Consider the following 25,500-nt stretch of genomic DNA (forward strand, 5'->3'; position numbering starts at 1 on the left):
GTTAGCAGTCGTAAATTTGTAGCGTTTCGCAGATTTCAAATGGTTCACACGCATAAATCTATGGCGTTTCACAGATTTCGAATGTGTTCACACGCATAAATTTGTCGCGTTTCATCAATTTTGCGAGCGCTTCGCACTCGGTCGCGGGCAGAGCGCGCTCCTACAGGCCATGCGGTGTCATTTCAACAAGAGAACAACCATGAACATTCCGCCACGTGATTACTGGGAACAGCTGTTCCAGAACCTGACCATCGAAGGCCGGGCCTTTATCGATGGCAAGTATGTCGCCGCCGTCTGCGATGCGACCTTCGATTGCCAGAGCCCGGTCGATGGCCGCCTGCTGGCCCAGGTGGCCAGCTGCGATGTCGATGACGTCAACCGCGCGGTCAGCGTCGCCCGTGCCCGCTTCGACAGCGGTGTCTGGGCGCGCCAGGCGCCAGCGGCGCGCAAGCAGGTGCTGATTCGCTTTGCCGAGCTGATGCAGGCCAACGCCCATGAACTGGCGCTGCTGGAAACCCTCGACATGGGCAAACCGATTGCCGATGCCGTGAAGATCGACGTGCCCGGTGCGGCCAATGCCATTCGCTGGAGCGCCGAGGCGGTCGACAAGCTGTATGACGAAGTCGCCGCCACCCCGCACGACCAGCTCGGCCTGGTCACCCGCGAGGCGGTCGGCGTGGTGGCGGCCATCGTGCCGTGGAATTTCCCGCTGATGATGGCCTGCTGGAAGCTGGGGCCGGCACTGGCGGCCGGCAACTCGGTGATCCTCAAACCGTCCGAGAAATCGCCGCTGACCGCGATCCGTATTGCCGCACTGGCGGTCGAGGCCGGGCTGCCGGCCGGGGTGCTCAACGTGCTGCCCGGCTTCGGCCACACCGCTGGCAAGGCGCTGGGCCTGCATATGGACATCGACACCCTGGTGTTCACCGGCTCCACGCGCATCGCCAAGCAACTGATGGTCTATGCCGGCGAGTCGAATATGAAGCGCGTCTGGCTGGAAGCCGGCGGCAAGAGCCCCAACATCGTCTTCGCCGATGCACCGGACCTGCAGGCGGCAGCCGAAGCCGCCGCCAGCGCCATTGCCTTCAACCAGGGCGAGGTGTGCACCGCCGGCTCCCGCCTGCTGGTCGAGCGCTCGATCAAGGCGCGCTTCGTGCCCATGGTGGTCGAAGCGCTCAAGCAGTGGCAGCCCGGCCACGCCCTGGACCCTGCCACCCGGGTCGGCGCGCTGGTGGACGCCACGCAGCTGGACACCGTGCTGGGCTACATCGAGGCCGGGCATGAGGACGGCGCGCACCTGCTCAGCGGCGGTCGGCGCACCTTGCAGGAGACCGGCGGGCTGTATGTCGAGCCGACCCTGTTCGATGGCGTCGACAACGCCATGCGCATCGCCCGCGAGGAAATCTTTGGTCCTGTGCTGTCGGTGATGACCTTCGACAGCGTCGAAGAAGCCATCCGCATCGCCAACGACACCGTCTACGGCCTGGCCGCCGGGGTCTGGACCGCGGATCTGTCCAAGGCACACCTGACCGCCAGGGCGCTGCGCGCCGGCAGCGTATGGGTCAATCAATACGATGGCGGCGACATGACCGCGCCGTTCGGGGGCTTCAAACAGTCGGGCAACGGTCGCGACAAGTCGCTGCATGCCTTCGACAAGTACACCGAACTCAAAGCCACCTGGATCAAGTTGTAAGGGCGCAGGCCTCCTGCGCCCCGGAGAATCGACCATGCAGCAACATGTACAGAGCTACTACGCCGACTCGCGCAACCGCCACGACGAGTACCCGGTGCTGACCGAAGCCATCGAGACCGATGTGTGCGTGATCGGCGCCGGCTACACCGGGCTGTCGACCGCCTTGTTCCTGCTGGAACACGGCTTTTCGGTCACGGTGCTGGAGGCGGCCAAGGTCGGCTTCGGCGCTTCGGGGCGCAACGGCGGGCAGATCGTCAACAGCTACAGCCGCGACATCGATGTCATCGAGAAGACCGTCGACCCGCACCAGGCGCGCCTGCTGGGGGACATGGCCTTCGAAGGTGGACGTATCATCCGCGAGCGGGTGGCCAAGTACGGCATCCAGTGCGATTTGAAGGACGGTGGTGTGTTCGCGGCCCTGACCAGCCGGCAGATGGGTCACCTGGAGTCGCAACAACAGCTCTGGGAACGCTATGGCCATAAACAGCTGGAGTTGCTCGACACCGCGCGCATCCAGCAGATCGTTGGCACCGACCGCTATGTGGGCGGCATGCTCGACATGAGCGGCGGCCATATCCACCCGCTGAACCTGGCGCTGGGCGAGGCCGCTGCGGTGGCCAGCCTGGGCGGGCGCATTCATGAGCAAAGCCCGGCCACGCGTATCGACCGTGGGCCGAACCCGGTGGTGCATACGCCGCTGGGCCAGGTCCGGGCGAAGTTCGTGGTCGTGGCCGGCAACGCCTATCTGGGAGACCTGATCCCGGAGCTGGCAGCCAAGTCGATGCCGTGCGGCACCCAGGTGATCACCACCGAACCGCTGGACGATGAACTGGCCAACAGCCTGTTGCCGCAGGACTATTGCGTCGAAGACTGCAACTACCTGCTCGACTACTACCGCCTCAGCGCCGACAAGCGCCTGATCTTCGGTGGCGGCGTGGTGTATGGCGCCCGTGATCCGGCCGACATCGAGGCGATCATCCGGCCCAAGCTGCTCAAGGTTTTCCCGCAGCTGAAAAACGTCAAGTTCGACTACACCTGGACCGGCAACTTTCTGCTGACCCTGTCGCGCCTGCCGCAGGTCGGTAGGTTGGGCGACAACATCTACTACTCCCAGGGCTGCAGCGGCCATGGCGTGACCTACACCCACCTGGCCGGCAAGCTGTTGGCCGAGGCCCTGCGCGGCCAGGCCGAGCGCTTCGACGCCTTTGCCGGTCTGCCGCACTACCCGTTCCCGGGCGGGCGCCTGCTGCGTGTGCCGTTCACGGCGCTGGGGGCTTCGTACTACCAACTGCGCGACCGGCTGGGGGTGTAAACCCCCGCCGGGTAGGAGCGCGCTTGCCCGCGACCGAGTGCGTAGCGCTCGCAAAATTGCTGAAACGCTACAAATTTATGCGTGTGAACACATTCGAAATCTGCGAAACGCTACAAATTTACGACTGCTAACGCAGCCGGTCGCGGGCAAGCGCGCTCCTACTGGGGGCGGTTGTACCGTCAGATACGGATTTATCACGAATATTGCTTTGATGCGGGGATCCACCATGTCTCGTCTTCCTCTGATTGGCGTCACCGCCTGCCGGCAGATGCTGGGTAAATACGCCTCGCACACCGTGGGCGACAAATACGTCGAGGCGGCGGCCTTTGCCGGCCTGCCGCTGGTGTTGCCGGCCCTGAGCACACCCACCGACCCACAGCTGTTGCTGCAACAGCTCGACGGCATCCTGTTCACCGGCTCGCCCAGCAATGTCGAACCACACCACTACCAGGGCGCGCCCAGTGCCGAAGGCACGCAGCATGACCCTTTGCGCGATGCCACGACCTTGCCGCTGCTGCGTGCGGCCATCGCCCAAGGCGTGCCGGTGATGTGCATCTGCCGGGGTTTCCAGGAACTCAACGTGACCCTGGGCGGCACCTTGCATCAGCGGGTGCAGGAACTGCCGGGCTTTCTCGACCACCGCGAGCCGCACAGCGACTCGCTGGCCGAGCAGTACGCGCCGCAACATGGCGTGGCGGTGCAAGCGGGCGGGGTGCTGGAACGCCTGGGCCTGGCAACGCAGTTCCAGGTCAACTCCCTGCACAGCCAGGGTATCGACCGGCTCGCCCCGGGCCTGCGCGCCGAAGCGCTGGCGCCCGACGGGCTGATCGAAGCGGTGTCGACCCAGGATTCGCCAGGCTTTGTGCTGGGGGTGCAATGGCACCCCGAATGGCGCTTTCTGGAAAATCCCGAATCGCTGCGGATGTTCGAGGCGTTTCGTGAGGCCTGTCAGGCCTACGCGCAGACACGCAACCCGTCGTAGGCGTGGCGTTGGCCGCGAATGATGCGCCGCACGATCAGGTGGCGCCCGTTCCCGGTTGAAACCGGTCCTACAGGCCAATAATTCCAATAAAGCGGCGGACACTGAATGAGTCACAACGGCGAAACTTCTGCGCGCACCAGCTCCAAGGGGCTGGCCAGTGGCAGCCTGGGCCTGCTGGCCTGCGTGGTGCTGGGCATCTCGACCATCGCGCCGGTCTATACCCTGACCGGTGCGCTGGGCCCGACCGTGCGCGAGGTCGGCGCGCACCTGCCGGCGATCTTCCTGGTGGGCTTTATCCCCATGTTGCTGGTCGCCCTGGGCTACCGCGAGCTCAACGCTGCCGAACCCGACAGCGGCACCTCGTTCACCTGGTCGGCACGCGCCTTCGGGCCGGTGATGGGCTGGATCGGCGGCTGGGGGCTGGTGGCCGCCACCACCATCGTGCTGTCGAACCTGGCCGGGGTGGCGGTGGATTTCTTCTACCTGTTCCTGGGCCAGTTGACCGGCCGCGCCGAGCTCATCGCCCTGAGCGATAACGTGTGGATCAACATCCTGACCTGTTGTGCGTTCATCGGCATCGCGGTGTGGATCTGCTGCCGCGGCATCGGCACCACCATGGGCGTGCAGTACGTGCTGGTGGCCTTGCAACTGTTCGTGCTGCTGGGCTTTTGCATCGCCGCCTTTGGCCAATCCCCGCAGGGTCCTGCGCTGGCATTCGACCTCAACTGGTTCAACCCCTGGAGCATCGGCTCGTTCTCCTCGTTTGCCGCCGGGCTGTCGCTGTCGATCTTCATTTTCTGGGGCTGGGACGTGTGCCTGACCGTCAGCGAGGAGTCAGTCAGCAGCCATGCCGTGCCAGGCCGGGCCGCCGCGCTCACCGTGCTGGTGATCCTGGGGCTGTACCTGGTGACCGCGATTGCCACCCTGCGCTTTGCCGGCGTGGCCGACAATGGCCTGGGGCTGGGCAACCCGACCATCCAGGAAAACGTCTTCGCCCACCTGGCCGGTCCGGTGATGGGCCCGCTGGCGATCCTGATGTCCATCGCTGTGCTGGCCAGCACCGCCGCCTCCTTGCAGTCAACCTTCATTTCGCCGGCCCGCACGCTGTTCGCCATGGGCTACTACCAGGCCCTGCCCAAGCGCTTTGCCAGCATCTGCCCGCGCTCGCTGACACCACGCTTTGCCACCCTGTGCGCCGGCGCTGCGGCGGCGATCTTCTACGTCAGCATGCGCCTGCTCAGCGAGAACGTGCTGGCCGACACCATCACCGCGCTGGGCATGATGATCTGCTTTTACTATTCGCTGACCGCCTTTGCCTGCGTGTGGTATTTCCGCGCCAGCCTGTTCGACAGCCTGCGCCATTTCCTGCTGCGCGGCCTGTGCCCGCTGCTGGGCGGCAGCGCGCTGGCGGTGATCTTTGCGCAGACGGCGGTGGACAGCGCTTCGCCTGACTTCGGCAGCGGCTCGCACATCGGCGGGATAGGGCTGGTGTGCATCATTGCCGTGGTGATCCTGCTGCTGGGCGTGGTGCTGATGGGCATCTTCCGCTGGCTGATCCCGGCGTACTTTTCCGGGCAGACCTTGCAACGGGCGACCCTGCGTGCACCGCAAGCGCTGGAAGCCGGAGCCTGAATCATGCACACCGAGCAAGGGCTGCTGCGCCTGTCGATCGCGGTCACCGTGCTGGTGGCGGCCTTCGGCATTGTCTTCGGCCTGCTGTCGGGCTCGTTCTCGATTGTCTTCGACGGCGTCTATTCGCTGGCCGATGCGAGCATGAGCGTGCTGGCGCTGATCGTCGCCACGCTGATCCGCCGGCACACCACCGAGGGCGAGGCCAGCCGGCGCCTGGCCGAGCGCTTCAACATGGGCTTCTGGCACCTGGAGCCGATGGTGCTGGCGATCAACGGCACCTTGCTGTGCGGGGTGTCGCTGTACGCGTTGATCAACGCCATCGGCAGCCTGCTCAATGGCGGACGGCACCTGGAATTCGGCTTTGCGATTGTCTATGCGGGCTTGACCACCCTGGTGTGTTTCAGCCTGGCGGCGCTGGCGTTTCGGGCCAATAAACGCATCCGTTCGGATTTCGTGGCGCTGGATGCCAAGGCCTGGGTCATGTCCGGCAGCATCTCATTGGCACTACTGATCGCCTTTATCGTCGGGGCGCTGGTGGAGGGCACGGCCTATGCCTGGCTGGCGCCGTATATCGACCCGGCCGTGCTGGCGATCATCTGCCTGATCATCATCCCCATTCCGCTGCTGACCATCCGCCAGGCGTTTTCGGATGTGCTGATGGTGACCCCGCCGGCCCTCAAGCAAGCGGTCGACGAAGTGGCCGCGCAGGTGGTGGCCCGCTATGGCTTTATCGACTGGCAGGCCTATGTGGCCAAGGTCGGTCGCGCCCGGCAGATCGAGCTGTACTTCATCGTGCCTCAGGACTGGCCGGCCTGGACCCTGGCCGAGTGGGACGCGGTGCGCGATGTCGTGGGCGAGGCCATCGGTGCCGAAGGCCCGAACCGCTGGCTGACCATCGCCTTTACCACTGACCCGCAGTGGGCGCGCTGATTACTGCACGCGCTCGCCCAGCGCCTTGCGGCAATGCACCATCGCATCGCGGATCATGAAGTTGACCAGGGTCGGTGACACGCCCAGTTCCTTGGCGATGTCCTTTTGCGGCACGCCGTGCAAACGGTAGCTTTCAAAGGCGTAGCGGGTGCGCCTGGGCAGTTCGCCGAGCGCAGCGTCGACGATCATCAGCGTTTCATGGTCCAGGTTCTGGCTTTCTGGGGTGGAGCCCTGGATGGCGACGTTCAGGCCTTCCTCTTCGGTGCCGGAGTATTTCTGCTCCATGGCCTGCTTGCGGTAGTGATCGATCGCCAGGTTACGCACGATACGAAAGACATAACTGATCTGTGCTCTGAGGGGCAACGCCATTTTTGGCGTCTTGGCCAGTCTCAGAAAGGCATCCTGCACCACATCTTCAGCCCGACTGTGGCAGCCGGTGATCCGCGCCGCCGTCTTGATCAGGGTGGTACGGTTATCCAGTAAGGCTTCCAGAAGTGACGGTGCAGAAGTCTCTTGAGCGGGCTTTACGGATCCATATTCCTGCATGATTGTGCCTATGCGACGTAAGTTATAAAGAGGTCGATATCCCTGTGGCGGACACAAGGTAGTGCTGGTACTAAAGGCTGTCAAATGATAATCATTATTTTTTAGATTATTAGTAAAGTGCCATTTTTGTGCTATTACAGGCCGCCTGTGCGCCTCGCCGGTGCACTCCTGGCCATCATCACGGGCTAATTTTTTTCACGCGTTGCCCGTCTTCAACTGCATGTAAACGCGGTCGTCTCCCAGCCACGCAGGCTGATACAGAGCGCCGTGCCCCACGCATGGATTGAGGACAGGTACAGCGATGGCAAACTTCTTCGAGCGCCCGACAACTCTGGCTCACGCCTTGATGCGCCATGCCGTGCGGCGTGGCGATGAACCGGCCTTGCGGTTTCTCGATGGCCAGCGCGAAGACGGCCTGGTGCTCACCTACCGCCAGCTCGATGCCCGGGCGCAGGTTATCGCCCAGGCCCTGCACCGCCAGTTCCAGCCCGGCGAGCGCGCCCTGTTGCTGCTGCCCAGCGGCCCGGACTACGTGGCGGCGTTCTTTGCCTGCCTGTACGCCGGGGTGATCGCGGTGCCGGCCTACCCGCCGGAGTCGACCCGCGCCCAGCACCTGGAGCGCCTGCTGTCGATCGTGGCGGACGCCGAGCCAAGCGTGATCCTGACCACGACGCACTTGCTGCCGGCCCTGGGTGAAACCGAAGCGCAGCACGGCACGCGCCTGCCCCGGCTGCTGGCCGTCGATGAACTGGCCGGCGAGACCGCCGGTGCCTGGACAGCCCACACGCCAGCGGCCGGCGACATCGCTTTCTTGCAGTACACCTCCGGTTCCACCTCGACGCCCAAGGGCGTGCAGGTCAGCAATGCCAACCTGGAAGCCAACTCGTTCCTGATCCGCCAGGGCTATGCCATCGACGCCGGTGACGTGATCGTCAGCTGGCTGCCGCTGTACCACGACATGGGCCTGATCGGCGGCCTGTTGCAAGGCATCTACAGCGGCGTGGGCGTGGTCTTGATGTCGCCGCAGTATTTCCTTGAACGCCCGCTGCGCTGGCTGGACGCGATCAGCCGCTTCGGCGGCACCATCAGCGGTGGCCCGGACTTCGCCTACCGCCTGTGCTGCGAGCGCATCAACGACAGCAAGCGGGCTGAACTGAACCTGCGCCACTGGCGCGTGGCCTTTTCCGGCGCCGAACCGATCCGCCAGGACAGCCTGCAGGACTTTGCCACACGCTTTGCCGCCTGTGGTTTTGATGCCAGCCACTACCTGGCCAGCTACGGCCTGGCCGAGGCCACACTGTTCGTTACCGGCAGCCGGCCGGGGCAGGGCATCGATAGTCTGCAGCTGGACGCCGAGGCGCTGGGTGCCCACCGGGCCGTGCCGGGGCAGGGCAGCACCCTGGCCAGTTGCGGCTGGCCACAGCCGGACCATCCGGTGCTGATCGTCGATACCGCGACCGGTGCAGCGCTGGGTGAAGGCCTGGTGGGCGAAATCTGCAGCGGCGGGCCGAGCATCGCTTGTGGCTACTGGCGCAACCCCGAAGCCACGGCCAAGGCGTTCTTTGAGCGCGACGGTGGCCACTGGCTGCGCACCGGTGACCTGGGCTTCCTGTATCAGGGTCAGTTGTACGTCAGCGGGCGGATCAAGGACATGCTGATCGTACGCGGCCAGAACCTGTACCCGCAGGACATCGAGCGCACCGTCGAACGCCACATCGACGCGGTGCGCAAGGGCCGGGTCGCGGTGTTTGCCGTGCAGCACGACGGCGTCGAATCCTTTGGCGTTGCCGCCGAGGTCGGACGCCGCGCGCACAGCCAGCAAGCGCCCGGGCAGTTGATCGAACAGATTCGCCAGGCCGTCGCCGAGGTGCATCACGAAGCTCCGGCGCTGGTGGCCCTGCTGGAACCGGGCAGCCTGCCCAAGACCTCCAGCGGCAAGTTGCAGCGCTCGGCCTGCGCCGCGCAGCTCAAGGACGGCACCCTGCAGGCGCTGACCCTGTGGCGTCTGGGCGAACAGGCGGCTGCAACCAAGACAGTCAATGTCCAGACCCTCGCACAACGCATTCAGCATGCCTGGTGCCAATCGCTCAAGGTCGAGACCCTGAGCCCCGAGGCCAGCTTCTTCGGCCTGGGCGGCAACTCGATCCAGGCCATCCAGATGATCGCCGAGCTGCGCGACGAACTGGGCCTGGACGTGCAACTGCGCACGCTCTACGAGGCCCCGACCCTGGCGCAATTCACCGCCGCTGTCGAAGGTCGCCGTGCACCGGCCACCGGCATTGCGCGGGTGCCACGCGACGGCGCCCTGATCCAGTCGGCGGCGCAGAACCGCCTGTGGTTCCTCTGGCAACTGCAACCGGACAGCGTGGCCTACAACATCCCTGGCGGCCTGCGCCTGCGCGGCGAGCTGGACGTGGTGGCAGTCGAGCGCGCCTTCACCACCCTGATCGCGCGCCACGAAGCCCTGCGCACGCACTTTGGGCAACAGGACGGCATCGGCCTGCAACGCATCCTCGGTCATAGCGGCTGGGAACTGGTGCGCGAAGACCTCAGCGAACTCCCGGCGTCCGAGCGTGAAGCCCGCGCCCGTACGCTTCAGGAAGCCGAAGCGCACAACCGGTTCGACCTGGAGCAAGGCCCGCTGTTGCGCATCAAACTGGTCAGCCTCGACGACGAGGATCACCTGCTGCTGGTGACCCTGCACCACATCGTCGCCGACGGCTGGTCGCTGGGCATTCTGCTGGACGAATTCGCCCGCCTGTACGCCGGCTACAGCCAGGGCCAGGACCCGCAGCTGGCGCCGCTGGGCATCCAGTACGCCGACTACGCCGCCTGGCAGCGCGACACGCTCGATGCCGGCGAACAACAGCGCCAGCTCGACTACTGGCGCGAAGCCCTGGAGGGCGAGCGCGAGCCGCTGGCCTTGCCGCTGGACCGTCCGCGCAGCGCCACGCCCTCGGCCGCCGAACGCCTGGGCCTGCGTCTGGACAAGGCGCTGGGCGAGCGCGTGCAGGGCCTGGCGCGCAGTTGTGGGGTCAGCACCTTCAGCCTGTTGCTGGCCGCGTTCCAAGCCTTGCTGCAACGCTACACCGGCCAGCACGACATCCGCGTCGGGGTGCCCAATGCCAACCGTCCGTTGCTCGAAACCCAGGGCCTGATCGGCTTTTTCATCAACACCCAGGTGCTGCGTGTGCAGGTTGATTCACGCCAGGATTTCCTTAGCCTGCTGAGGGCGGTCAGCGCCCGCGTGCAAGCGGCCCAGGCCAATCAGACGATCGACTACGAACAGGTTACCGCTGCCCTCGGCGATGCAGCCGGTTTCGAGGCGATGTTCAACCACCTGCAACGCAACACCGATGCGCTCAAGCGTCTGCCCGGCCTGCTGGCCGAAGAGCTGCCGTGGCACAGCCGCGAGGCCAAGTGCGACCTGCAACTGCACAGCGAAGAAGACCCGCAAGGGCGCATCCGCCTGTCATTCGACTACGCCGTCGCGCTGTTCGACGCCGCCACCGTCCAGCGCCTGGCCGGGCACTTCGTCAGCCTGCTGGAGCAGGTCTGCGCCCACCCCGACCAGGCACTCGGCGACCTGCCGTTGCTGGCTGAACAAGCCTCCCGGCAACTGCACCGCTGGGGCAGTAATCCGCAGCCGCAACCGGGCTGGCAACTGGCGCAGCGCCTGTCGCTGCAAGCCGCCCGCACACCGGGGCAAACCGCACTGAGCTTTGCCGGCCAGTCGCTGAGCTATGCCGAACTCGAGCGTCAGGCCAACCACCTGGCGCTGCGTCTGCAAGCGCAAGGCGTCGGCCCGGAAGTACGCGTCGGCGTGCTGGCCGAGCGTTCGCTGGAGTTGATGATCGCGGTGGTTGCCCTCGTCAAGGCCGGCGCTGCCTATGTGCCGCTGGACCCGGATTACCCGCGTGAGCGCTTGCAGTACATGCTCGCCGACAGCGCCATTGCTTTACTGCTGGGCCAGCAACAGGTGCTGGACACCTTCGACGTACCGGCACGCATCGTCACCTTGGCGCTGGACGATGTCGCCTGCAGCCCGGGCGCCGACAGCGCACCTGTCATCGACGTACACCCGCACACCCTGGGCTACGTGATCTACACCTCCGGCTCCACCGGCCAGCCCAAGGCGGTCGGCAACAGCTACGGCGCGCTGGTCGAGCGCCTGGACTGGATGCAGCGCGAATATGCGGTCGGCCCGACTGACGTGCTGCTGCAAAAGGCGCCACTGAGCTTCGACGTTTCGCTGTGGGAATGCTTGCTGCCGCTGATCTCGGGCAGCCAGCTGGTGCTGGCCGCCAATGGCGAACACCGCGACCCGCAGCGGCTGGTAGAGCTGGTGATCGAACACGGCGTGACCCTGCTGCACTTCGTGCCGCCGCTGCTGCAATTGTTCATCGACGAAGATCAGGTCGAACACTGCGCCAGCCTGCGTCACCTGTTCTCCGGTGGCGAGGCGTTGCCGGCCGAACTGTGCCGGCGCATCCGGCAGCGCTTGCCGAATGTGACGCTGCACAACCGTTATGGCCCGACCGAAAGCGCCATCAACGTCACCCACTGGACCTGTGGTGCAGAGCGCGGCGCACGGGTGCCGATCGGTCGGCCACTGAGCAATGTGGTCACCGAGATTCGCGAGGCCGACTGGCAACTGGCACCCCCCGGTGCCCGGGGGGAATTGCTGTTGGGCGGCAGCGCCCTGGCGCGTGGCTACCTCGGCCAGCCGGCGCTGACCGCCAGCCGCTTTCTGCCGGCTGAAGAGGGCGCTCGCGTGTACCGCAGCGGCGACCTGGCATGCTGGCGCAGCGACGGCGTGCTGGACTACCTCGGTCGTCTTGACGAGCAGGTCAAGCTGCGCGGCGTGCGCATCGAGCTGGACGAAATTCGCAGTGAAATGCTTACCCAGCCCGGCGTGCGCCAGGCCGTGGTCATTCTTGGCGAAGGCGCCGGTGGCGGGCAGTTACTCGCCTATGTGGTGGCTGACGGCGACGAGTCGCCGGTGCAACTGAGCGAGCGTATGCGTGCCGCGCTGCGCGCCGCCTTGCCCGAGCCGATGATTCCCGCCCATGTGCTGCGTCTGGCGGAACTGCCGTTGACCCCAAGCGGCAAACTCGACCGCCGCGCCTTGCCGCAACCGCAGGCCGCGCAGCGTGAGTACCGTGCGCCGCGCAGCGGTCTGGAGCGCGGACTGGCGGCGATCTGGAGCGACATGCTCGAACTGGAACAGGTCGGCCTTGATGACGACTTCTTCGAACTGGGCGGGCATTCGTTGCTGGCCACGCGCATCGTCTCCCGTGCGCGGCAGGCCTTCGGTGTCGAACTGCCGCTGCGCAGCCTGTTCGAATCGCGGACCCTGGAAGCCTTTGCCGCCTGGGTGACCAGGGCGCAGGCCGATGGCCTGGTCGACCGCCAGGGCGCCATTGCGCTGATTGACCGCACTCTGCGCGTGCCGCTGTCGTATTCGCAGCAGCGCATGTGGTTCCTCTGGCAACTGGACCCGGACAGCCCGGCGTACAACGTCGGTGGCATGGCGCGCTTGCGCGGTGCGCTGGATATCGATGCCTTCGAGCGGGCCTTGCAGGCTTTGATTGCGCGTCATGAAAGCTTGCGCACCACCTTCCCCAGCGCTGACGGCAAGCCCTGGCAGCGCGTGGCGGCGCAGTCCGATGTGCGCATGGCACAACGGGACATCAGCGCGCAGTCGCCTGCCCAGCGGCAGGCGAGTATCGAGCGCCTGGCCGATGAGCAGGCGCATGCGCCGTTCGACCTGGAGCACGGCCCGTTGCTGCGCGTCTGCCTTGTGCGCAGCGGCGAGCAGGAGCATCACCTGCTGATCACCCTGCACCATATCGTCACCGAAGGCTGGGCGATGGACATCTTTGCCCGGGAGCTGTCGGCGCTGTACGGCGCCTTTGTCGAAGGCCATGAATCGCCACTGGCGCCGCTGCCGGTGCAATACCTGGACTACAGCGCCTGGCATCGCCAGTGGCTGGAAGCCGGCGAACTGCAACGCCAGCGCGAATACTGGCTGGCGCAACTGGGTGGCGAGCAGCCGCTGCTGAGCCTGCCCACCGACCGGCCACGCCCTGCGGTGCAGAGTCATCGCGGCGAGCTGTACCGCTTCGACCTGGATGAGGCACTGGCCCGTCAGGTCAGCCGCTTCAACCGCGAGCGCGGGCTGACCCTGTTCATGACCATGACCGCCGCCCTGAGCGTGTTGCTGTACCGCTACGGCGGTCAGGACGACCTGCGCATCGGCGTGCCGCTGGCCAACCGCATCCGCCCGGAAAGCGAAGGGCTGATCGGCGCGTTCCTCAACACCCAGGTGCTGCGTATCCAGCCGCACGGGCAGATGCGCGTCAGCGAACTGCTCGACCAGGTGCGCCAGGTGGCCATCGACGGCCAGTCGCACCAGGACATTCCGTTCGACCATCTGGTCGAAGCCCTGCACCCGCAACGCAGCGCCGCGTTCAACCCGCTGTTCCAGGTGATGTGCAATGTGCAGCGCTGGGAATTCCAGCAGCAGCGCACACTGGCCGGCGGCGTGCAGGTTGACTACCTGGTCAATGATGCCCGCGCCACCAAGTTCGACCTCAACCTGGAAGTCACCGACTTCGACGCGCAACTGCGCTGCTGCCTGACCTACAGCACCGACCTGTTCGACGCCGAGCGCATCGAAGCCATGGCCGGGCACTGGCAACAACTGCTGCGCGCCATGCTCGACGCACCGGACACCCGCCTGAGCGAACTGCCGCTGTTGAGCGCCCCTGAACACCAGGCCTTGCTCGACAGCGGCCGTGGTCCGGCGCTGAACGAAACCCCGCCCGGCGTGGCGGCGCTGTTCCAGCGTCAGGTCCAGGCCACGCCGTACGGCCGGGCGCTGACCTGCGCCGGCGAGTCGCTGACCTACGCCGAACTCAATGCCCGGGCCAACCGCCTGGCGCATCGACTGATCGAACGGGGCGTCGGCCCCGAAGTGCGCGTGGGCCTGGCCCTGCGCCGCTCGCTGGACATGGTGGTCGGCCTGTTGGCGGTGCTCAAGGCCGGGGGCGCCTATGTGCCGCTGGACCCGGAATACCCGCAGCAGCGCCTGCGCTACATGATCGAAGACAGTGGTATCCAGGTACTGCTGGGCCACGACGCCTTGTTCGAACAACTGGCGCCGCTGCCCGCGAACGTGCATGCCTGGAGCCTGGAGCAGGACTATCATGCGTTGGCGGGTTACCCGAGCAGCGACCCGGCCGACGGCTGTCAGCCGGCGCACCTGGCCTACCTGATCTACACCTCCGGCTCCACTGGCCTGCCCAAGGGCGTGGCCGTGGAACATGGCCCGCTGGCCATGCACTGCCAGGCCGTGGGCGAACGGTTCGGCACTAACCCGGCTGACTGCGAGCTGCATTTCTACTCGATCAACTTCGACGCCGCCACCGAGCGCCTGCTGGTGCCGCTGCTGTTCGGCGCCGAAGTGGTGCTGCGCGAACAGGGCCAGTGGGACGCCGAGTCGATCTGCGGTCTTATTCGTACCCACAGCATCAACGTGCTGGGCTTTACGCCCAGCTACGGCGGGCAACTGGCGCAGTGGCTGCGCAGCCGCGACGAGCAATTGCCGGTGCGCCTGATCATCACCGGCGGCGAAGCGCTGACCCCGGAGCACTTGCACACCCTGCGCGACAGCTTCAGCCCGCAGACTGTATTCAACGCCTACGGCCCGACCGAAACCGTGGTCATGCCCACCGCCTGTGCCGCGCCCGAGACGTTGCCCGAAGGGCTGGGCAGCGTGCCGATCGGCCGCGTGGTCGGCGCCCGCCAGTTGTATGTGCTGGACGCCGACCTGGCGCTGGTGCCGGCCGGTGCCAGTGGCGAGCTGTATGTCGGCGGCTACGGCCTGGCGCGGGGGTATCTGGGCCGTGCCGGCCTGAGCGCCGAGCGCTTTGTCGCTGACCCGTTCAGTGCCGAGGGCGGGCGTCTTTACCGCACCGGCGACCTGGTGCGTCAGGGCCGCGACGGCCAGCTGGAATACCTGGGGCGTATCGACCAGCAGGTCAAGGTGCGCGGTTTCCGCATTGAACTGGGCGAAATCGAAGCCAGCCTGTTGGCCCATGAAAACGTCCGTGAAGCGGTGGTGCTGGCGCTTGACGGCCCGTCCGGCAAGCAACTGGTCGGCTACCTGCTGGCCGAGTCGGCGCAGGCTAACGATGAGCTGATTGCCGAGCTGAAAGCACAGCTGCTGGTCGCGTTGCCCGAGCACATGGTGCCCGCGCACCTGATGGTGCTGGAGCGCTTCCCGCTGACCGCCAACGGCAAGCTCGACCGTCGCGCCCTGCCGCAGCCGGACCTGGCCGCTGCCCAGAACGACTACCAGGCACCGCGCAATCCGGTCGAGCAGAGTCTGGCCGAGGTCTGGCAATCGGTGCTCGGCGTGCCGCGCATCGGCATCGACGACAACTTCTTCGCGCTGGGCGGCGACTCGATCCTGTCGATCCAGGTGGTCAGCCGTGCGCGCCAGGCGGGCGTGCATTTCAGCGCCAAGGACCTGTTCCTGCACCAGACCGTACGCACCCTGGCCGCCGCCGCCAAACAGAGCCAGCGCCTGAGCATCGACCAGGGCCCGGTGCTGGGCGAGACGGCGCTGACGCCGATCCAGCACTGGTTCTTCGAGACGCCGCAAAGCAATCCGCAACACTGGAACCAGTCGCTGCTGCTGCAAAGCGCCCAGCCGCTGCAGGCGCCGCTGCTGGAGCAGGCCCTGCAAGCACTGGTTGCCCATCACGACGCTCTGCGCCTGCGCTTTACCGCACTGGCAAAGGCCGAATACGTGGCGCACGATGCCACCCAGACGCTGCTCTGGGTGCATGAGGCGGCGGATGCTGCGCAGCGTCTTGCGCTGTTCGAACAGGCCCAGCACAGCCTCGACCTGCAACACGGCCCGCTGCTGCGGGCGGTGCAGGTGCCGGGCACGCCGCAGCGTCTGCTGCTGGCCATCCATCACCTGGCGGTGGACGGCGTGTCGTGGCGGGTGCTGCTTGAGGACCTGCAAACGGTGTATCGCCAACTGGAACAAGGCCAGACAATCAACCTGCCGGCCAAGACCAGTTCGCTGCGTGACTGGGCCGGTCGCCTGCAAGCCTATGCCGGCAGCGAGTCGCTGCGTGAAGAACTGGGCTGGTGGCAGGCGCAGTTGCAAGGTGCAAACAACGAGCTGCCGCGGGATTTCAGCGGTGAGCCGAACCTGGAGCGCGATGCGTGCCGGGTCAGCCTGACCCTGGACGCCGACACCACCCGCCAGTTGCTCAACCAGGCCCCGCAGGCCTATCGCGCCCGGGTTGACGATCTGCTGCTGACCGCCCTGGCCCGCACCCTGTGCGCCTGGACCGGGCAAGACTCGGCCCTGGTGCAGCTTGAAGGCCATGGCCGCGAAGCGTTGTTCGACGACATCGACCTGAGCCGCACGGTAGGCTGGTTCACCAGCGCCTACCCGCTGCGCCTGACACCCGCCAGTGATCTCGGCGCCAGCCTCAAGGCCATCAAGGAACACCTGCGCGGCGTACCGCACAAGGGCCTGGGGCATGGCGTGCTCAGCTATCTGGCTGATGCGCACAGCCGTCGCTCCATGGCTGAATTGCCCGAAGCGCGGATCACCTTCAACTACCTGGGCCAGTTCGACCAGGGCTTTGCTGCCGACGCGCTGCTGCGGCCGCTGGACGAGGCGGGCGGTGCACAGCATGCGCCGGATGCCGCACTGCCGAACTGGCTGAGCGTCGACGGCCAGGTGTACGGCGGCGAGCTGACCCTGCGCTGGACCTTCAGCGACAAGCTGTTCCGCCCGGAAACCATCGAGCATCTGGCCGCTGCCTATCAGGCCGAACTGCGCGCACTGATCGCCCACTGTGTGGCGCCCGAGGCCGGCGGCATCACACCATCGGACTTCCCGCTGGCGCACCTGAACCAGCCGCAGCTGGACGCCTTGCCGCTGCCGTTCAACGCCATCGACGACATCTTCCCGCTGACCCCGATGCAGGAGGGCATGCTGTTGCACACCCTGCTGGAAGCCGGCACCGGCATCTACTTCATGCAGGACCGCTACAGCATCGACAGCGTGCTGGATGTACCACGCTTCGAGCGTGCCTGGCGTCTGGTCGTGGCCCGCCACGAAGCGCTGCGTGCCTCGTTCGTGTGGAACACCGGTGAGCAAATGCTACAGATCATCCATCGCGGCGACGGTGACGGCGTCGAGTTCCTCGACTGGAGCGCGCTGCCCGCCGACGGCCATGAAGACCGCCTGCAAGGGCTGCTGGAAACCGAGCGCCTGGCCGGCTTCGACCTGCTGCAAACGCCGCCGCTGCGCTTGCGCCTGATTCGCCTGGCCGCCGATCGCCACTGGTTCATCATGAGCAACCACCACATCCTCATCGATGCCTGGTGCCGCTCGATCATGATGGGCGACTTCTTCGCTTTCTATCAGGCGCTGGGCGAAGGCCGCGAGGCCAACCTGAGCACGCCGCCGCGCTACCGCGAGTTCATTGCCTGGCTGCATCACCAGGGCCTGGAGCAATCCAGTACGTACTGGCGTCAGGCGCTGAGCGGCTTCGAACGCCCGACGCTGATCCCCTGCGACCGGCCGATCCTGCACGACAACGGCGGCATGCAGGTGGGCGATGCCTACAGCCGCCTGCTGCCTGAGCAAGGCCTGCGCCTGAAGGAACTGGCGCAAGCGCATCAGTTGACCGTCAACACCTTCGCGCAAGCGGCCTGGTCGCTGGTGCTACGTCGCTACAGTGGCGAGCGCGACGTGCTGTTCGGCGTCACCGTGGCCGGTCGCCCGGCGAGCCTGCCGCAGATGCAAAACTGCGTGGGCCTGTTCATCAACAGCATCCCGCTGCGGGTGCCGATGCCGGCCGCCGGCGAGCGCCTGAGCGTGCGCCAGTGGTTGCAGCAACTGTTCGAGCGCAACCTGGCGCTGCGCGAGCATGAGCACCTGCCGCTGGTGAGCATTCAGGAGTGCAGCGAACTGCCCAAGGGCCAGCCGCTGTTCGACAGCCTGTTCGTGTTCGAGAACGCCCCCGTGGACGCCACCGTGCTGCAAGGCGCCGAAGGCCTCAATGCCCGCTCAGGTTCCGGCCGTACCCACACCAACTACCCGTTGACCGTGGTCTGCTACCCCGGCGACGACCTGGGCCTGCACCTGTCCTACGACCAGCGCTTCTTCGACGCCCCGACCATCGAGCGCCTGCTGGGCGACTTCCAGCGCCTGCTGCTGGCCCTGGCCGACGGCTTCGAACAGGACTTCTCGGCGCTGGCGCTGGTGGCTGATGAGGAGCGCCGCTTCCTGATCGAAGACTGCAACCGCAGCGAACGTGACTACCCGCTGCAACAGGGTTATGTGCCGCTGTTTGAAGCAAACGTGGCCGCCCACCCGCAGCGCATCGCCGCCGCTTGCATGGGCGAGCAGTGGAGTTATGCCGAGCTGGACCGTCGCGCCAATCGTCTGGGTCACGCGTTGCTGGCGGCCGGGGTGCAGCCCGACCAGCCCGTGGCGCTGCTGGCCGAACGCAGCCTGCCGCTGCTGGGCATGATGATCGGCACCTTCAAGGCCGGCGCCGGCTACCTGCCGCTGGACCCGGCGCACCCGCAACAGCGCCTGGCGCAGATCGTCGACACCAGCGCCGCGCAAGTGCTGGTGTGCAGCGCCGCCTGCCGCCAGCAGGCCGAAGAGCTGCTTGAAGAGCTGGGCTGCGCCGGTGGCCGGCCGCGCTTGCTGGTCTGGGAGGACCTCCAGGCCGGCGAGGGCGATGATTCGTCTCCGAACATCGCCGTGACCGGCCAGCACCTGGCGTACGTGATCTACACCTCCGGCTCTACCGGCGTGCCCAAGGGCGTGGCGGTGCAGCAGGCGGGCATGCTCAATAACCAGCTGAGCAAGGTGCCGTACTTCAACCTGGACGAACAGTCGGTGATCGCCCAGACCGCCTCGCAAAGCTTCGACATTTCGGTGTGGCAATTCCTCGCGGCTGCCCTGTGCGGTGCGCGGATCGAGATCGTTCCCGACCTGATCGCCCACGACCCGGCCGCCTTGCTGCGCCATGTGCAGGACACCGGCATCAGCGTGCTCGAAAGCGTGCCGTCGCTGATCCAGAGCCTGCTCGCCGAACCGCCGGCAGCGCTGGATCGACTGCGCTGGCTGCTGCCTACGGGTGAGGCCATGCCCCCGGCGCTGGCGCAACAGTGGTTGCAACGCTACCCGGCGATCACCCTGGTCAACGCCTACGGCCCGGCCGAGTGCTCCGATGACGTGGCGCTGTTCCCGGTGGATCAGGCGTCCACCGCCGGCAGCTACCTGCCGATCGGCACGCCGACCGACAACAATCGCCTGTACCTGCTCGACGATGAATTGCAGCCCGTGGCGACCCTGGCCCAGGGCGAGCTGTTCATTGCCGGCACCGGGGTCGGCCGTGGCTACCTCAACGATCCGGCGCGCACGGCGGCGGCGTACCTGCCCGATCCGTTCGGCGCGCCGGGTGAGCGCGTGTACCGCAGTGGCGACCTGGCCCGGCGTCGTGATGACGGCGTGCTGGAGTATGTCGGTCGTGTCGACCATCAGGTGAAGATTCGCGGCTACCGCATCGAGCTGGGCGAAATCGAAGCGCGGCTGCGCCAGTGGCCACAGGTGCACGACGCCGCCGTGGCGGCGCAACACACCGCCACCGGCCAGTACCTGGTCGGCTATGTGGTCGGCAAAAACGCTACGCCAGACGTTGACGCACTCAAAGCGCACCTGGCGCAGAGCCTGCCCGAGTACATGGTGCCGCGCCACTGGCAGGTGCTCGACAAGCTGCCGCTCAACCCCAACGGCAAGCTCGACCGTAAGGCCCTGCCGGCGCTGGCGTTCAGCGTCAGCGACTATCAGGCCCCGACCACCGGACTGGAAACCACCCTGGCGCGTATCTGGGGTGAGGTGCTGGGCGTGGAGCGGGTTGGCGTCACCGATAACTTCTTTGACCTGGGCGGGCATTCGTTGCTGGCCACACAAATTGCCTCGCGCGTGCAGCAGACCCTGCAGCGCAGCGTGCCACTGCGGGCGATGTTCGAGTGCAGCACGGTGCAGGAACTGGCCCGCCACATCGAACAACTCGACGGCACGGCACTGACCGAACAGAAAGTCAGCGCCCTCGACGACCTGATGTCCCGCCTGGAGGCGCTGTAACGGTGACCCCTGTGTAGGAGCGCGCTTGCCCGCGACCGAGTGCGCAGCGCTCGCAAAATTGATGAAACGCCACAATTTTACGACTGCTGCGCAGCCGGTCGCGGGCAAGCGCGCTCCTACCGGGTCTCTGTTGGCCAGGCAATAGCGTTGTATCAGGGACACAGTGGAATTTTCCAAGGCTTTTTACATCATTCAGGAGCGCACCCATGAGCACAGCGTTTGCCGAAAGCCCGATCAAGGCCCACGACGAAGAAAAGGACTACCGGTTCGAGGACAACCCGATCCTGGCCCGGCAAAAACAGCAGGAGTCCAACGCACGCAGCTACCCGCGGCGGATTCCGCTGGCGCTCAAGCGCGCCCGGGGCCTGTATGTCGAGGACGTCGAAGGCCGCACCTTCATCGACTGCCTGGCCGGTGCCGGCACCCTGGCGCTGGGGCATAACCACCCGGTGATCACCGATGCCATTCGCCAGGTGCTTGACGATGAACTGCCGCTGCACACCCTGGACCTGAGCACGCCGGTCAAGGACCGCTTTGTCCAGGACCTGTTCGCCATCCTGCCGCCGGCCTTTGCCGCCAGGGCAAAGATCCAGTTCACCGGCCCGACCGGCACCGACGCGGTAGAAGCGGCGCTGAAACTGGTGCGCATCGCCACCGGGCGCAGCACAGTCATTGCCTTTCACGGTGGTTACCACGGCATGAGCCAGGGCGCGCTGAGCCTGATGGGCAACCTCAAGGCCAAGACCCCGCTGGGCGCGCTGCTCAGCACCGGCGTGCAGTTCATGCCGTTCCCGTACGACTACCGCTGCCCGTTCGGCCAGGGCGGCGAGGCGGGGGTGCAGACCAACCTGCATTACCTGGACAACCTGCTCAGCGACCCGGAAAGCGGCGTGCAGCCGCCGGCGGCGGTCATCGTCGAAGCCGTGCAGGGCGAAGCCGGTGTCATTCCGGCGGCCAACACCTGGCTGCGTGGCCTGCGCGAAATCACCGCGCGGCACAAGATTCCGCTGATCATCGACGAGATCCAGACCGGTTTCGGTCGTACCGGCAAGCTGTTCGCCTTCGAGCACGCCGGCATCGTGCCGGATGTGGTGGTGATGTCCAAGGCCATCGGCGGCAGCCTGCCGCTGGCGGTGATGGTCTATCAGGACTGGCTCGACAGCTGGCAACCGGGTGCGCATGCCGGCACCTTCCGCGGCAACCAGATGGCCATGGCCGCAGGCTCTGCGGTGATTCGCTACATCGAAGAGCACAACCTGGCCGGCCACGCTGCCGACGTCGGCCAGCGCTTGCGCCACCACTTGCTGGAGCTGCAAAAGAAAGTGCCGCACCTGGGCGACGTGCGCGGCCTGGGCCTGATGCTCGGCGTCGAAGTGGTCGACCCGCACGGCCAGCCCGACGCCCAAGGCCACCCACCAACCGACGGCGCGCTGGCCGGGCGTATTCAACGCGAGTGCCTCAAGCGCGGGTTGATCCTGGAACTGGGCGGCCGTCACAGCAGCGTGGTGCGCTTTCTGCCGCCGCTGATCATCACCGACGAACAGGTCGATGAAGTGGCACGGATTTTTGCCAGGGCGGTGCAGGCGGCCGTGGCGTCGGCGTGATAAGGCTGACCCAACGCAATCGCCCAGAAACCACAAGACTTTTGTAGGAGCGCGCTTGCCGGGATGCCGGACCACCGCGACCGGCTGCGTTAGCAGTCGTAAATTTGTGGCGTTTCATAGATCCCTGATGAGTTCGCAGTCAAAAAATTGTTGCGTTTAATCAATTTTTGCGAGCGCTACGCACTCGGTCGCGGTGGTCCGGCATACCGGCAAGCGCGCTCCCCGTGATCCTGGCTTAATTTTTTTGTGCATCACTCGTTTAGTCCTTAGAGCCGGCCCGGCGCCGCTCGCGACCTTCAGCCTTACTACGGAGCCTCACCATGACCTCAGTATTCGACCGCGAAGACATCCTGTTCCAGGTGGTCGTCAACCACGAAGAGCAATACTCCATCTGGCCCGACTACAAGGAAGTCCCGAAAGGCTGGCGCACCGTTGGCAAGAGCGGCTTCAAGAAAGAGTGCCTGGCCTACATCGAAGAGGTGTGGACCGACATGCGCCCCTTGAGCCTGCGCAAGCACATGGAAGAACAGGCGCGCCTGAAACAAGGCGACCACGCCGTTCACTGAGGCCTTTGCCATGACCACCGTGCAACTCTTCTGCCTGCCGTATTCTGGCGCCAGCGCCATGGTCTATAGTCGCTGGCGGCGCGCGCTGCCCGAGTGGCTGAGCGTGCAGCCGGTCGAGCTGCCCGGCCGTGGCGCCCGCCTGGGCGAGCCCTTGCAGACCGACATGCAGGCCCTGGCCCGGCAACTGGTCAGGGAACTCATCCCGCGTATCAACGGCCCCTACGCGCTGTTCGGGCACAGCCTGGGCGCGCTGCTGGCCTTTGAAATGATTCATGCCCTGCGTGAGTTCGGCGCACCGTCACCGGTGTCGCTGTTTGCCTCTGGCACCGCCGCGCCCAGCCAGCGCGACGACTACGCCCGCGGCTTTGCCGACCCCAAGACCGACGACGAACTCAAGGCCGAACTGCGTGACCTGAACGGCACCGCGCAAGAGGTGCTGGACAACCAGGAACTGATGGACCTGACCCTGCCGGTCCTGCGTGCGGATTTTCGCCTGTGCGGCCTTTACGAATACCGCAGCCGTCCACGCCTGGACTGCCCGATCCATGTGCTGGGCGGCAAGCAGGACAAGGCCACCCAAGAGCAATTGATTGCCTGGCAGCTCGAAAGCGCTGCCAACTTCTCGCTGGAAATGCTGCCGGGCACGCATTTCTTCATCCATGAGCAGCAAGCCAAGGTGCTGCGCATTCTCAGGAATTGTCTTGAGGTGGATGTGCGTCGGTCTTCACGGCTTGCGTGTGCGTGATGGTTGTTCGCGGCTGAAGCCGCTCCTGCGAAATCGGTAGGAGCGGCCGCGAAAGGCCCTAATCCAGAACCCGTCCTAACCGCCAATAACCCATAAACGTCAGTGCCCGCTTATCCAGCCCCAACGCCCCGACCAGATGCCGACGAATCGCCATGACCGCGGCCGACTCCCCCGCGACCCAGGCATAAAACTCACTGTCCGACGGCTTGCCCAGATCCCACAGAATCTGCGTGTCGATATCCACTTCATGGATCTTCTGCGGTGCGTTGAGGCGGGCCGCTGATGCCGGCAGTGTCGCCAGTTCCAGTGCGGCCCGGCGCATGCCATCGCCATGCCCGAGCGCCAACTCATCACGCACCAGCCAGTTGACCTGGGCATTGGCCGGCTGGCGAATAGCCAATCGGTCGCCGGCATGCGGCACCTCGATAAACGCCTGTATCTGCGGCGGCTGCGGCTGATCAGCCAGTTGCTCGATAATCCCGGCAATCGCCGGCAACGCCGTCTCGTCGCCTATCAGCAATACATGGCGAATGCCTGCCGGCGGCTGCCATTCATAACCGCCCGGATCGCCTGGGTAGTCGGCATAGGGCGCCACCATCTGCAACCGGTCACCGGGCCGGGCATGCGTGGCCCAGCGTGAGGCCGGGCCGGTTTCGCCATGCAGCACGAACTCCACCTCCACCTCGGCCCGTTCACGGCGCAAGGCGCGGATCGTGTAGGTGCGCATCGGCGGTTTGCTGGCCGGGTTTTGGTTGCGCAAGGTCTGGTGCCAGTTGTCCTCCAGCGGCAATTGCGGGGGCTGGCCGTCGGCACCGGGAAACAGCAGCTTGACGCGCTGGTCCGGGGCCTGTGTCTGCATGTGCTGCACTTCAGGGCCGGTGAAGACGAAGCGGGTCAGGGACGGGCTGATGTCGATGCGTTGCCTGAGGATGATGTCGAAGAGGCGATAACTGGGGCGTTTCGCCGGGAGGACTTTCTGTACGGCGCTGCGCAGGTTTTTGCCGAGGGTGGAGAGCATCGGGAGCCGCCTTCTACAAGGATCGATACCTGAATGACGAGCCGTGACTGGCGGGGTTTACCAGTGCCCGCCGGCTAATTTTCTGGGTCGCGTACTCGTTCAGCCTGAAACAGACGTGTTCCCGGGCGCCCGAGGTTTATTCCATGAGTGAAGTGCTGAGTTTCGATATCAAGCCGCTGCAAGCGCACAAGGGCACCCTGCCGCTGCTGATCCAGGCACCTGAGCCAGGCATCAGCCTGCAGGCGGCCTTTGACGGATTGAAGCCGCTGGTGGACCGGCACCTGATTCAGAGTGGCGGCATCCTGTTTCGCGGCTTCGAGGTGGACGGCAACGAAGCGTTCCGCGAATTCGCCTCCTCGTTCGGCCATCCATTGCTCAACTACGAGTTTGGCTCGACGCCGCGCAGCAACGTCGCCAAAGGGGTCTACACCTCCACCGAGTACCCGGCGCACCAGAGCATTCCGCTGCACAACGAGCAGGCCTACACCCTGGAATGGCCGATGAAAATCTGGTTCTACAGCGTGATACCGGCTGAAACCGGTGGCGAGACACCGATTGCCGACAGCCGCGAAGTCTACCGGCGCATCCCGGTCGCGATTCGCGAACGCTTTATTGAAAAGCGCCTGATGTACGTACGCAACTACGGTAACGGCCTGGACGTGGACTGGGATCAGGTGTTCAACACCGAGGATCCGGCAGTCGTCGAGGCCTACTGTCGCGCACACAATATCCAGTGCGAATGGAAAGACGACGGCGAGCTGCGCACCCGGCAGGTCTGCCAGTCGGTGGCCCGGCATCCGGTGACCAAGGAGTGGGTCTGGTTCAACCAGGCGCACCTGTTCCACATCTCCAACCTGCAACCGGAAGTGCGCGAAAGCCTGCTGGACATCGTCGACGAGGAAGATCTGCCGCGTAACGTTTATTACGGCGACGGCAGCCCTATCGAAGACAGTCTGCTGGACGAGATTCGTGGCGTGCTGGACGAGTGCACGATCAGTTTCCCGTGGCTGAAAAACGATGTGCTGATGCTCGACAACATGCTTGCTGCGCACGCGCGCTCGCCGTTTACCGGCAGCCGCAAGGTCGTCGTGGCGATGGCGCAGGGGTATTCGCAAGCGCTTCGTGGCTGACCTTCATACGCTGGGCGACAACCTCCCGACCGGCCCTTGATGGGCCGGTTTGCATTTGCGCCGGCGGGCTAAATCAACCCCTTGTTGTTTCGTTCTAGTGGGATCGACCGGGCCCTCTGGCCCCGCTTCCTATTCGAC

12 protein-coding genes are annotated in these 25,500 nt (G+C 65.5%); 10 read left to right on the top strand and 2 right to left on the bottom strand.

What is annotated here, in order from left to right:
* Positions 1-199 precede the first annotated feature (199 nt).
* From DGA31_RS26205 to DGA31_RS26225, 5 genes are all read left to right on the top strand, one after another.
* A complete protein-coding gene (locus DGA31_RS26205; protein WP_109514469.1) occupies positions 200-1,693 on the top strand; it encodes an aldehyde dehydrogenase in 1,494 nt (497 codons plus the stop codon).
* A 34-nt stretch (positions 1,694-1,727) separates the two neighbouring features.
* The gene (locus DGA31_RS26210) at positions 1,728-3,005 is read left to right on the top strand and encodes an NAD(P)/FAD-dependent oxidoreductase (RefSeq protein ID WP_109514470.1); all 1,278 of its coding nucleotides are present in this window, start codon (positions 1,728-1,730) and stop codon (positions 3,003-3,005) included.
* A 226-nt stretch (positions 3,006-3,231) separates the two neighbouring features.
* Complete coding sequence (locus DGA31_RS26215; protein ID WP_109514471.1) at positions 3,232-3,987, top strand: gamma-glutamyl-gamma-aminobutyrate hydrolase family protein; 756 nt, start codon at positions 3,232-3,234, stop codon at positions 3,985-3,987.
* Positions 3,988-4,092: 105 nt separating this feature from the next.
* The gene (locus DGA31_RS26220; RefSeq protein WP_109514472.1) at positions 4,093-5,619 is read left to right on the top strand and encodes an APC family permease; all 1,527 of its coding nucleotides are present in this window, start codon (positions 4,093-4,095) and stop codon (positions 5,617-5,619) included.
* A gap of 3 nt (positions 5,620-5,622) precedes the next feature.
* On the top strand, positions 5,623-6,549 hold the full coding sequence (locus DGA31_RS26225) for a cation diffusion facilitator family transporter (protein WP_056835897.1): 927 nt from the start codon (positions 5,623-5,625) through the stop codon (positions 6,547-6,549).
* Here the strand turns inward: DGA31_RS26225 and DGA31_RS26230 are convergent, their stop codons facing one another.
* The gene (locus tag DGA31_RS26230; protein ID WP_056835895.1) at positions 6,550-7,095 is read right to left on the bottom strand and encodes an RNA polymerase factor sigma-70; all 546 of its coding nucleotides are present in this window, start codon (positions 7,093-7,095) and stop codon (positions 6,550-6,552) included.
* 301 nt (positions 7,096-7,396) lie between these two features.
* Between DGA31_RS26230 and DGA31_RS26235 the strand changes: the two genes are divergently transcribed.
* From DGA31_RS26235 to DGA31_RS26250, 4 genes are all read left to right on the top strand, one after another.
* Entirely contained in the window at positions 7,397-20,299 is a 12,903-nt protein-coding gene (locus DGA31_RS26235) for a non-ribosomal peptide synthase/polyketide synthase (protein WP_109514473.1), read from the top strand.
* A 206-nt stretch (positions 20,300-20,505) separates the two neighbouring features.
* A complete protein-coding gene (locus DGA31_RS26240) occupies positions 20,506-21,903 on the top strand; it encodes an aspartate aminotransferase family protein (protein WP_056835890.1) in 1,398 nt (465 codons plus the stop codon).
* A gap of 320 nt (positions 21,904-22,223) precedes the next feature.
* A complete protein-coding gene (locus DGA31_RS26245) occupies positions 22,224-22,469 on the top strand; it encodes an MbtH family protein (RefSeq protein ID WP_056835888.1) in 246 nt (81 codons plus the stop codon).
* A 10-nt stretch (positions 22,470-22,479) separates the two neighbouring features.
* Positions 22,480-23,214 (top strand): thioesterase II family protein, encoded by a 735-nt coding sequence (locus tag DGA31_RS26250; protein WP_109514474.1) that lies wholly within the window; start codon positions 22,480-22,482, stop codon positions 23,212-23,214.
* A gap of 58 nt (positions 23,215-23,272) precedes the next feature.
* Here DGA31_RS26250 and DGA31_RS26255 read toward each other — a convergent pair whose 3' ends face one another.
* Positions 23,273-24,232: a siderophore-interacting protein gene (locus DGA31_RS26255; RefSeq protein ID WP_109514475.1), complete on the bottom strand. Its 960-nt coding sequence runs from the start codon at positions 24,230-24,232 to the stop codon at positions 23,273-23,275.
* A 143-nt stretch (positions 24,233-24,375) separates the two neighbouring features.
* Here DGA31_RS26255 and DGA31_RS26260 point away from each other — a divergent pair, with 143 nt between their 5' ends.
* Positions 24,376-25,362: a TauD/TfdA family dioxygenase gene (locus DGA31_RS26260; RefSeq protein WP_109514476.1), complete on the top strand. Its 987-nt coding sequence runs from the start codon at positions 24,376-24,378 to the stop codon at positions 25,360-25,362.
* Positions 25,363-25,500 lie beyond the last annotated feature (138 nt).

The organism is Pseudomonas ovata, from assembly GCF_003131185.1.
Classification (GTDB): domain Bacteria; phylum Pseudomonadota; class Gammaproteobacteria; order Pseudomonadales; family Pseudomonadaceae; genus Aquipseudomonas; species Aquipseudomonas ovata.

Coding starts and splice junctions, on each gene's coding strand:
- DGA31_RS26205 (WP_109514469.1), top strand. CDS start 200: ATGAACATTCCGCCACGTGATTACTGGGAACAGCTGTTCCAGAACCTG.
- DGA31_RS26210 (WP_109514470.1), top strand. CDS start 1,728: ATGCAGCAACATGTACAGAGCTACTACGCCGACTCGCGCAACCGCCAC.
- DGA31_RS26215 (WP_109514471.1), top strand. CDS start 3,232: ATGTCTCGTCTTCCTCTGATTGGCGTCACCGCCTGCCGGCAGATGCTG.
- DGA31_RS26220 (WP_109514472.1), top strand. CDS start 4,093: ATGAGTCACAACGGCGAAACTTCTGCGCGCACCAGCTCCAAGGGGCTG.
- DGA31_RS26225 (WP_056835897.1), top strand. CDS start 5,623: ATGCACACCGAGCAAGGGCTGCTGCGCCTGTCGATCGCGGTCACCGTG.
- DGA31_RS26230 (WP_056835895.1), bottom strand. CDS start 7,095: ATGCAGGAATATGGATCCGTAAAGCCCGCTCAAGAGACTTCTGCACCG.
- DGA31_RS26235 (WP_109514473.1), top strand. CDS start 7,397: ATGGCAAACTTCTTCGAGCGCCCGACAACTCTGGCTCACGCCTTGATG.
- DGA31_RS26240 (WP_056835890.1), top strand. CDS start 20,506: ATGAGCACAGCGTTTGCCGAAAGCCCGATCAAGGCCCACGACGAAGAA.
- DGA31_RS26245 (WP_056835888.1), top strand. CDS start 22,224: ATGACCTCAGTATTCGACCGCGAAGACATCCTGTTCCAGGTGGTCGTC.
- DGA31_RS26250 (WP_109514474.1), top strand. CDS start 22,480: ATGACCACCGTGCAACTCTTCTGCCTGCCGTATTCTGGCGCCAGCGCC.
- DGA31_RS26255 (WP_109514475.1), bottom strand. CDS start 24,232: ATGCTCTCCACCCTCGGCAAAAACCTGCGCAGCGCCGTACAGAAAGTC.
- DGA31_RS26260 (WP_109514476.1), top strand. CDS start 24,376: ATGAGTGAAGTGCTGAGTTTCGATATCAAGCCGCTGCAAGCGCACAAG.